Genomic DNA, 8,390 nt, shown 5'->3' with positions numbered 1-8,390 from the left:
CGGCCGCGCGACCGCCGGTTGCCGAGTCCTTCCGCTCAGGAGCCCGAGCCGGTACGCCTCGGGGGCCAGGGTGTCGTCCAGGAGCAGCCGTACGCCGTCGCGGGCGTCCGGCGGCCCGGGGCGCAGCGGCAGGTTCAGGGCCGCGCCGAGGGTGGCGCGCAGCCAGCGTTCGGTGCGTTCGGTGCCCTCGGCGGCCCACAGTGTGGTGTCCGGGCCGAGCGGCACGCCCGGTGCGGCGGGCTCCTCGACGGCGCGCGGCGCCGGGATCAGTTCCACGTCCTCAGCCCCCTGGGGAGGTCGTTGCAGTATGCGCAACGGTCGTTGCGCAAAGCGACACACTGAAGGCTATGCACGGTGCCGGGCGGCCCACAAGAGGTCTGGACCAGTCGGCGGCCGGAAAACACAGAGATCCCCGGGAAGCGCCGTCCGCGCGTCCCGGGGACCTCACCGCCTCCGGCCGGGCCGGGGACCTACTTGTCGCCGCCCTTGCCCTTGTCGTCGCCGCCGCTGCCCATGGATTCGTAGATCTCCTTGCACATCGGGCAGACGGGGTACTTCTTCGGGTCGCGGCCCGGCACCCAGACCTTGCCGCACAGCGCCACGACGGGGGTGCCGTCGAGGGCGCTCGCCATGATCTTGTCCTTCTGGACGTAGTGGGCGAAGCGCTCGTGGTCACCGTCGCCGTGGGACACCTGCGGCGTCGGCTCTACGAGGGTCCCCGTACCAGTCCCGCGCTCGGGCTCGAGAGTGCTCATAACAGCCAGGGTACTGAAAGCTCACACGCATCAGTTGAGCGAAGGGTCGTCCGGATACGTGGCCACCATCGCCAGCTCGCCGCGCTGGCGGCGCAGCACCTCGCGCCACAGCCGTTCCGGGGCAGGCGAGGACACGTCGCCCGGCTCGGACTCCACGACGTACCAGGCGCCCTCCACCAGCTCGTCCTCCAGCTGGCCGGGGCCCCAGCCCGCGTACCCGGCGAAGATCCGCAGGCTGCCCACGGCCGAGGCGAGCAGCTCCGGCGGGGCCTCCAGGTCCACCAGGCCGATCGCGCCGTAGACCCGCCGCCAGCCGAGCGGTGTCCGGTCGCCGTCGGCGCCGCCCGGGATGACCGCCACGCCCAGCGCCGAGTCCAGCGACACCGGGCCGCCCTGGAAGACCACACCGGGCTCGCCGGCCAGGTCGGCCCAGCCCTCCAGGATGTCGCCGACGACCACGGGGGTGGGACGGTTCAGGACGACACCGAGGGAACCCTCCTCGTCGTGGTCGAGGAGGAGCACCACCGCGCGGTCGAAGTTCGGGTCCGCCAGGGCGGGAGTGGCCACGAGCAGCCGCCCTGTGAGCGAGGACACCTCGGTCATGCCAGACATGATCCCGCATCTTCCCCCGGAGTGGGGAGCCAATCGGGGGCACGGGGGTGAAGCGGGCGGGAGCCGGGACACGCCCCCGGCGCACACCCGGGGTCCGGTGACCCCATGTGCCCGAAAGGGAACGGTTCGTGTTGTGACACAGCTATGACGGACTGGCCGGGTACTGGGCTTACGGGAGGGGGGTAATCGGCGATTACCCTGTCTTCCCGGCCCCTGCGCACAGTGATCGGCCGGCCCCTGACCAACTCATCGGAACGCGAGATTCATGACCGTCAACGACGATGTCCTGCTTGTCCACGGCGGAACCCCGCTGGAGGGCGAGATCCGTGTCCGCGGTGCGAAGAACCTCGTGCCGAAGGCCATGGTCGCCGCCCTGCTGGGCAGCGAGCCGAGCCGACTGCGCAACGTTCCGGACATCCGTGACGTGCGGGTCGTCCGCGGCCTGCTCCAGCTGCACGGGGTGACGGTCGCTCCGGGCGAGGAGCCGGGCGAACTGGTGCTGGACCCGACGCGCGTGGAGAGCGCCAACGTCGCCGACATCGACGCCCACGCGGGTTCCAGCCGCATCCCGATCCTCTTCTGCGGCCCGCTGCTGCACCGTCTCGGCCACGCGTTCATCCCCGGTCTCGGCGGCTGTGACATCGGCGGCCGGCCCATCGACTTCCACTTCGACGTGCTGCGGCAGTTCGGCGCGACGATCGAGAAGCGGGCCGACGGGCAGTACCTGGAGGCTCCGCAGCGGCTGCGCGGCACGAAGATACGGCTGCCCTACCCGTCCGTCGGCGCGACCGAGCAGGTGCTGCTGACGGCCGTACTGGCCGAGGGCGTCACGGAGTTGTCCAACGCGGCCGTCGAGCCGGAGATCGAGGACCTCATCTGCGTGCTGCAGAAGATGGGCGCGATCATCGCGATGGACACCGACCGCACGATCCGCATCACCGGTGTGGACAAGCTGTCCGGCTACACCCACCGCGCCCTGCCGGACCGCCTGGAGGCCGCCTCCTGGGCTTCGGCGGCGCTCGCGACCAACGGCGACATCTACGTCCGCGGCGCCCAGCAGCGCTCGATGATGACGTTCCTGAACACCTACCGCAAGGTGGGCGGTGCCTTCCGGATCGACGACGAGGGCATCCGTTTCTGGCACCCCGGCGGGCAGTTGAAGTCCATCGCCCTGGAGACGGACGTGCACCCCGGTTTCCAGACGGACTGGCAGCAGCCGCTGGTGGTGGCCCTGACCCAGGCCACCGGCCTGTCCATCATCCACGAGACGGTCTACGAGTCCCGGCTCGGCTTCACCTCCGCGCTGAACCAGATGGGCGCGCACATCCAGCTCTACCGCGAGTGCCTGGGCGGCTCCGCCTGCCGCTTCGGCGCGCGCAACTTCCTGCACTCCGCGGTCGTCTCCGGCCCGACCAGGCTGCAGGGCGCCGATCTGGTCATCCCCGACCTGCGCGGCGGATTCTCGTACCTCATCGCGGCCCTCGCCGCCGAGGGCACCTCCCGCGTCCACGGCATCGAGCTGATCAACCGCGGCTACGAGAACTTCATGGACAAGCTCGTCGAGCTCGGCGCGAAGGTCGAGCTCCCGGGCAAGGCGCTCGGCTAGGCCCCACGAACGCCGAAAGGGCGGCCCCCTCGATGGGAGGGGGCCGCCCTTTTCGGCGTCTTCAGCTGAGGCGCGCCCCGCAAGGGGCGCGGGCCGTTTCGATCAGCGGCTCCGCCGCGGGGCGCGACCCGCCACAGCGGGCCGGCAGCCGCCCACGGCGCTCAGGTGGGCCGTCGCTCGAAGCGGAGCGATTACTTGCCCTTGGCGGCTTCCTTGAGCTTGCTGCCCGCGGTGACCTTCACGCTGTAGCCGGCCGGGATGTTGATGGGCTCGCCGGTCTGCGGGTTGCGCGCGGTGCGAGCGGCACGGTGGGTGCGCTCGAAGGTCAGGAAGCCAGGGATGGTGACCTTCTCGTCGCCCTTGGCGACGATCTCGCCGACGGTCTCGGCGAACGCGGCCAGCACGGCGTCGGCGTCCTTGCGGGTCACCTCGGCGCGGTCGGCCAGCGCGGCCACCAGCTCACTGCGGTTCATGTTGTTACTCCCGTATTTTTCTTGCCGTTGGGGTGTGCCACGCGGCGGTGCCGCCCGAGGCACTGCGATGCCGATGCGCTCGCGCCCTTGGGGGTGTCCCCGCAGGGACGTGGTCCCTGGGGGAGCATCCTGCCCCTACCTGCGGCGGGAAAGCCAATCCGGCACCCGTAGGAGTCGTGAGAACACCCTGGGGAGTCACACGAAAAGGGCCCGCTCGGCCGTCACCCTAGAGTGCGCCCGGCATCCGGTGGTTCCACGACGCGCCGGTGCGGGGGCCGCCGTGGTGATACTCACAGCGCCCCGCACCGTACGTCACGCCGTGGTCAGGCCGTCGCGCCGACCGCCTTGGCGGCCTCCCGGACCGCCCCGGCCACGGCGCCCGCGACCTTGTCGTTGAAGACGCTGGGGATGATGTAGTTCGGGTTCAGCTCGTCCTCGCTCACCACGTCGGCCAGGGCCTTGGCGGCGGCGAGCATCATCTCGGTGTTGACGGTGCGGGACTGCGCGTCCAGCAGACCGCGGAAGACGCCCGGGAAGACCAGCACGTTGTTGATCTGGTTCGGGAAGTCGGAGCGGCCGGTGGCCACGACGGCCGCGGTCTGCCGGGCGATCGCCGGGTCGACCTCGGGGTCGGGGTTCGCGAGCGCGAACACGATGGCGCCCTCGGCCATGGCGGCCACGTCGGCGCCGTCCAGGACGTTCGGGGCGGAGACGCCGATGAAGACGTCGGCGCCGCGCACGGCCTCCTTCAGGGTGCCGGTGAGGCCCTCGGGGTTGGTGTTGTCGGCGATCCAGCGCAGCGGCGAGTCGGCCGGGGCGTTCACCAGGTCCTCGCGGCCGGCGTGCACGACACCGTGGATGTCGGCGACGACGGCGTTCTTCACGCCGGCCGCCAGCAGCAGCTTGAGGATGGCCGTACCGGCCGCGCCGGCACCGGACATGACGACCCGGATGTTCTGGATCGCCTTGTCCGTCACGCGCAGCGCGTTGGTCAGCGCGGCGAGCACGACGATGGCGGTGCCGTGCTGGTCGTCGTGGAAGACCGGGATGTCCAGGGCCTCGCGCAGCCGGGCCTCGATCTCGAAGCAGCGCGGCGCGGAGATGTCCTCCAGGTTGATGCCGGCGAAGCCCGGGGCGATCGCCTTGACGATCTCCACGATCGCGTCGGTGTCCTGGGTGTCCAGGCAGATCGGCCAGGCGTCGATGCCGGCGAAGCGCTTGAAGAGGGCCGCCTTGCCCTCCATGACGGGCAGCGCGGCCTTGGGGCCGATGTTGCCGAGGCCCAGCACGGCGGAGCCGTCCGTCACGACCGCAACGGAGTTGCGCTTGATGGTGAGGCGGCGGGCGTCCTCGGGGTTCTCGGCGATGGCCATGCAGACGCGGGCCACGCCGGGCGTGTAGACCATGGAGAGGTCGTCACGGTTGCGGATGGGGTGCTTCGACGCCATCTCGATCTTGCCGCCGAGGTGCATCAGGAACGTACGGTCGGAGACCTTGCCGAGCGTGACGCCCTCGATGCCGCGCAGCTTCTCGACGATCTCCTCGGCGTGGGCCGTGGAGGTGGCCGCGATGGTGACGTCGATACGGAGCTTCTCGTGACCGGACGCGGTGACGTCGAGGCCGGTCACCGAGCCTCCGGAGGACTCCACGGCGGTGGTGAGCTGCGAGACGGCCGTTCCGCTCGCGGGCACCTCCAGCCGGATCGTCATCGAGTAGGAGACGCTGGGCGCCGTTGCCATGGCCGACTTCCTCTGCTTTCACCGTGTCGCGAGTTGTGCCGTCCGATCGTCGCACCTACCACTCAGTACGTGGTAGTCGCCCTGGGTTGCGGACGTTTTGTTCACGCGACATTCCCTGTGCGGTACGTGGTTTCGGAAAACTACTTCCACCATACGAGAAACGATCGAGCCTGGAAAGAGGCCGCGGGGGCAAAGAAAGAGGCCCACGTCACATCCGTGACGTGGGCCTCCCACGCTTATGACACCGACCCGCCATGCTCGCCTCGCGGCAAGTGGTCGCTCGTAGCGACGAAGGTTGGGCCCGGGGGCTTGGATCGGGCCGGTGCCACACCAAGGCTAACAAACCCTCGCCCAGGGCCATTCCCCCTGTGCGGGATTGTTCGGAACCGGCCGCCGGACGGGGCCGCCGCCGTGCCCGTCAGTCCCGGAGCAGATCCGGCACCCCGGCCGCGTCCGGCTCGTCCCGCTGGCCCGAGACCACCGTCAGCTGCTGGGTGGCCCGGGTCAGCGCCACGTACAGCACCCGCAGACCGGCCGGCGACTCGTCGGCGATCTCCGCGGGCGACACGACGACCGTCGCGTCGTACTCCAGGCCCTTGGCCTCCAGACTGCCGAGGGCCACCACCCGGTCGCCCAGCCCGGCCAGCCAGCGCCGGGCCTCCTCGCGCCGGCCCATCGCCACCACCACGCCGACCGTGCCGTCCACCAGGCCCAGCAGCCGCTCGGCCTCCGCGCGCACCGTCCGCTCCAGGGAGTCCGCCACCACGGTGAAGCGCGGCTCCACACCGGTCGACCGCACGGCGGAGGGCGCCTTCGCGCCGGGCATGGCGAGCGCGAGCACCCTCGCGGCCAGCTCGGCGATCTCGGCCGGGTTGCGGTAGTTCACGGTGAGCTCGAAGCGGCGCCTGGGCCGGGTGCCCAGCGCCTCGTCGCGGGCCTCGGCCGCCTCGTCCGGGTCGGACCAGGAGGACTGCGCCGGGTCCCCGACGACCGTCCAGGTGGCCTGCCGGCCGCGGCGGCCGACCATGCGCCACTGCATCGGCGTCAGGTCCTGCGCCTCGTCCACGATGACGTGCGCGTACTCGGTGCGCTCCTGCGCCAGCCGTTCGGCCCGCTCCCGCTGGGTCTCCTCGCGCACCGGCATCAGCTCCTCCAGGCCGGTGAGCTGGTCCAGCGGGTCCAGTTCGCGCTTCTTGCGGGGGCGGGCCGGGGCGCCGAGGATCGCCTGGAGCTCGTCGAGCAGGGCGATGTCGTGCACGGACAGGCCGTCCCGCCTCAGCGAGCGGGCGACCTTGCGGACCTCGCCGGGGTTGAGCACGCGCCGGGCCCAGCGGCCGAGCCGCTTCTCGTCGGCCATCGCCGCGAGCACGGCCTTCGGCGTCAGCTCGGGCCACCAGGCGTCGAGGAACGCCAGGAAGGAGTCCTCGCTCGTGACGTCCTCGTCGAAGGAGGAGCGCAGCTCGGCGGCCAGCTCCGGGTCGGTGTGCCGGGCGGCGGCGCCGGAGTGCGCCCACAGGGCGTCCAGCAGCAGCTTGCGGGCGCGCGGACGGAGCAGGTTGACCGGCGCGGTGCCGGCGAGCGCGGTCCGGCGGATACGTTCCAGCTCGTCGGCCTCCAGTTCGAGCCGGCGCCCGAAGGCAACGACGCGCAGCCGGGAGGGCGGGCCGGCCAAGGGCCGGCTCTCGTCGTCCCCGGCGTCGGCCGGGGCGGCCGGGCCCAGCTCCAGGGCGCCCCGGGCGGCCTTGCGCAGCACCTTCAGCATCCGGGAGGAGCCCTTGGCGCGGGCCACGGACGGGGAGTCGTAGACGGTGGCCTCCGCGCCGTCGACCAGGGAGCCGATGGCGCGGATGGCGACCTGGCCCTCCTCGCCGAGCGAGGGCAGCACGCCCTCGGTGTAGGCGACCAGCAGCGGGGTCGGCGAGACGATCAGGATGCCGCCCGCGTAGCGTCTGCGGTCCTGGTAGAGCAGGTAGGCGGCGCGGTGCAGGGCGACGGCCGTCTTGCCGGTGCCGGGCCCGCCCTCCACGTAGGTGATGGAGGCGGCGGGGGCCCGGATGACCAGGTCCTGCTCGGCCTGGATGGAGGAGACGATGTCCCGCATGGTGTGGCCGCGGGCCTGGCCGAGGGCGGCCATCAGGGCGCCGTCGCCGATGACGGGCAGCTCCCGGCCGTCCAGGTACGCCGTCAGCTCCGGCCGCATCAGGTCGTCCTCGACGCCGAGCACCCGGCGCCCCTTGGACCGGATGACCCGGCGCCGCACCACCCGTCCCGGCTCCACCGGCGTGGCCCGGTAGAAGGGCGCGGCGGCCGGCGCCCGCCAGTCGATGACCAGCGGGGAGTAGTCCTCGTCCAGGACGCCGATACGGCCGATGTGCAGCGTTTCGGCGATGTCGGCGGTGTTGTCCTCGCGCACGACGCCCTCGGCGGGCTCGACGGCCGTGTAGGCGCCGTCGGGCCCCTTCTTGCCGTCCTTGCCGAGCAGCAGGTCGATGCGCCCGAAGAGGAAGTCCTCGAACTCGTTGTTCAGCCGGTTGAGGTGGACGCCGGCCCGGAAGACCTGGGCGTCCCGTTCGGCGAGCGCGCCCGGGGTGCCGACCTGGCCGCGCTGGGCCGCGTCGTGCATCAGGAACTCGGCTTCGTGGATCTTCTCCTCGAGCCGCCGGTACACCCGGTCCAGGTGTTCCTGTTCGACGCTGATCTCCCGGTCACGGACGGAATCGTGTGCCTCGTGTACCGAGCCGACCGCGGACTGCTGAACCTGAGCGGCCACCTGGCCCCCTTCTGACGTGCTGGGCAGCCGTCAACCGTACGCGAAGGGGACCGGTCAAAGCTACGGGGAGGTCACCCGGGGCGCGCCCGGGCTACGCGTCGACCTCCACCAGCTTCCTCCCCTCGAACGTCACCACCTCGAAGTGGTCGATCTCGTCGGGTCGGAAGGCGGCCGCCCCGCCGATGTAGAGCGGTTTCCGCGCGCTCTCGCTCTCCGCGCCCGGGATGCCGTACCCCCAGTCCGGCACCGTCCACGACGACATGGTCACGCGCTGGCCGTTCTTGGCGACGAGCACCAGGGAGCACTTCAGCGGGCCCTTGACGTTCTTCAGCTCCAGCACCGCCTGGGTGCCCCAGTCCTTGCCGGTCATGGCGACGGTCGCGCTGACGTGCGTCGAGGCGTCCGTGGCGGACTTCCGGTCGGACATGGTGCGGA

At 71.5% G+C, this 8,390-nt stretch carries 7 protein-coding genes and 1 pseudogene; 1 reads left to right on the top strand and 7 read right to left on the bottom strand.

What is annotated here, in order from left to right; translation table 11 throughout:
- The 3 genes from H5J33_RS15430 to H5J33_RS15420 form a co-directional block, all read right to left on the bottom strand.
- On the bottom strand, positions 1–276 hold a 276-nt coding region (locus tag H5J33_RS15430; RefSeq protein ID WP_309485410.1), incomplete at its 3' end, for a glycoside hydrolase family 20 zincin-like fold domain-containing protein.
- Positions 277–470: 194 nt separating this feature from the next.
- Entirely contained in the window at positions 471–755 is a 285-nt protein-coding gene (locus tag H5J33_RS15425) for a DUF3039 domain-containing protein (RefSeq protein WP_030610517.1), read from the bottom strand.
- Between the two features lie 30 nt (positions 756–785).
- Entirely contained in the window at positions 786–1,358 is a 573-nt protein-coding gene (locus H5J33_RS15420; RefSeq protein WP_181795489.1) for a YqgE/AlgH family protein, read from the bottom strand.
- Positions 1,359–1,632: 274 nt separating this feature from the next.
- Between H5J33_RS15420 and murA the strand changes: the two genes are divergently transcribed.
- The gene (murA, locus tag H5J33_RS15415; protein ID WP_181795488.1) at positions 1,633–2,973 is read left to right on the top strand and encodes a UDP-N-acetylglucosamine 1-carboxyvinyltransferase; all 1,341 of its coding nucleotides are present in this window, start codon (positions 1,633–1,635) and stop codon (positions 2,971–2,973) included.
- Between the two features lie 191 nt (positions 2,974–3,164).
- On the opposite strand, the gene H5J33_RS15410 is transcribed toward murA, so the two are convergent.
- From H5J33_RS15410 to H5J33_RS15395, 4 genes and pseudogenes are all read right to left on the bottom strand, one after another.
- The gene (locus H5J33_RS15410) at positions 3,165–3,446 is read right to left on the bottom strand and encodes an HU family DNA-binding protein (protein ID WP_023550134.1); all 282 of its coding nucleotides are present in this window, start codon (positions 3,444–3,446) and stop codon (positions 3,165–3,167) included.
- A gap of 323 nt (positions 3,447–3,769) precedes the next feature.
- Entirely contained in the window at positions 3,770–5,185 is a 1,416-nt protein-coding gene (locus tag H5J33_RS15405; protein ID WP_181795487.1) for an NAD-dependent malic enzyme, read from the bottom strand.
- A gap of 418 nt (positions 5,186–5,603) precedes the next feature.
- On the bottom strand, positions 5,604–7,955 hold the full coding sequence (locus tag H5J33_RS15400) for a UvrD-helicase domain-containing protein (RefSeq protein WP_181795486.1): 2,352 nt from the start codon (positions 7,953–7,955) through the stop codon (positions 5,604–5,606).
- A 91-nt stretch (positions 7,956–8,046) separates the two neighbouring features.
- A pseudogene (locus H5J33_RS15395) lies at positions 8,047–8,390 on the bottom strand (RNA polymerase subunit sigma); the annotation flags it as partial.

This window comes from Streptomyces sp. WELS2 (genome assembly GCF_013870595.1).
Taxonomy (GTDB): domain Bacteria; phylum Actinomycetota; class Actinomycetes; order Streptomycetales; family Streptomycetaceae; genus Streptomyces.
Note: the sequence above shows the minus strand (reverse complement) of the source record. Positions and strands in the feature narration are given on the sequence as shown.